At 33.3% G+C, this 424-nt stretch carries 1 protein-coding gene; it reads right to left on the reverse strand.

What is annotated here, in order from left to right:
* Positions 1 to 304 precede the first annotated feature (304 nt).
* Positions 305 to 424: T9SS type B sorting domain-containing protein (locus Q0807_RS18965; RefSeq protein ID WP_367180285.1), on the reverse strand; the 120-nt coding region annotated here is incomplete at its 5' end.

Genomic DNA, 424 nt, shown 5'->3' on the forward strand with positions numbered 1-424 from the left:
CTACCGTTAATTGAAGAAGCTACATTCGATGCGGTTGCGCAACTATTTCCAACTAAGTCTTGAATTAATGTGTTTGGCTGTTGAGTATTGTCCGTAGTAATTTTTTGCGCATGAGCATAATACTGATGCGTGAAAAGGAATAGAAATAGGTAGAAACTTTTCTTTTTCATAAAAAAAATAATACGATAAAATAGCAATATTAGAAAACGACGCTTCCTTTTTTTAATAAATGTAGTAAAAAATAAAGTAGAAAATGAAGCAATTAGGTTAACTTCTCGTTTGGGAGGTTATAAGGTGGTTTTTTTTAACGTTTTAATGAGAAGTGCCCTAAAATCTTAAATGATTTACCATTTTGTTGAATTATCGCAGTGAACCAATAGTCGCTAGCAGGCATGTTTTGTCCATTGTAGGTTCCGTCCCAACC

It is taken from the genome of uncultured Winogradskyella sp. (genome assembly GCF_947495255.1).
Lineage (GTDB): Bacteria > Bacteroidota > Bacteroidia > Flavobacteriales > Flavobacteriaceae > Winogradskyella.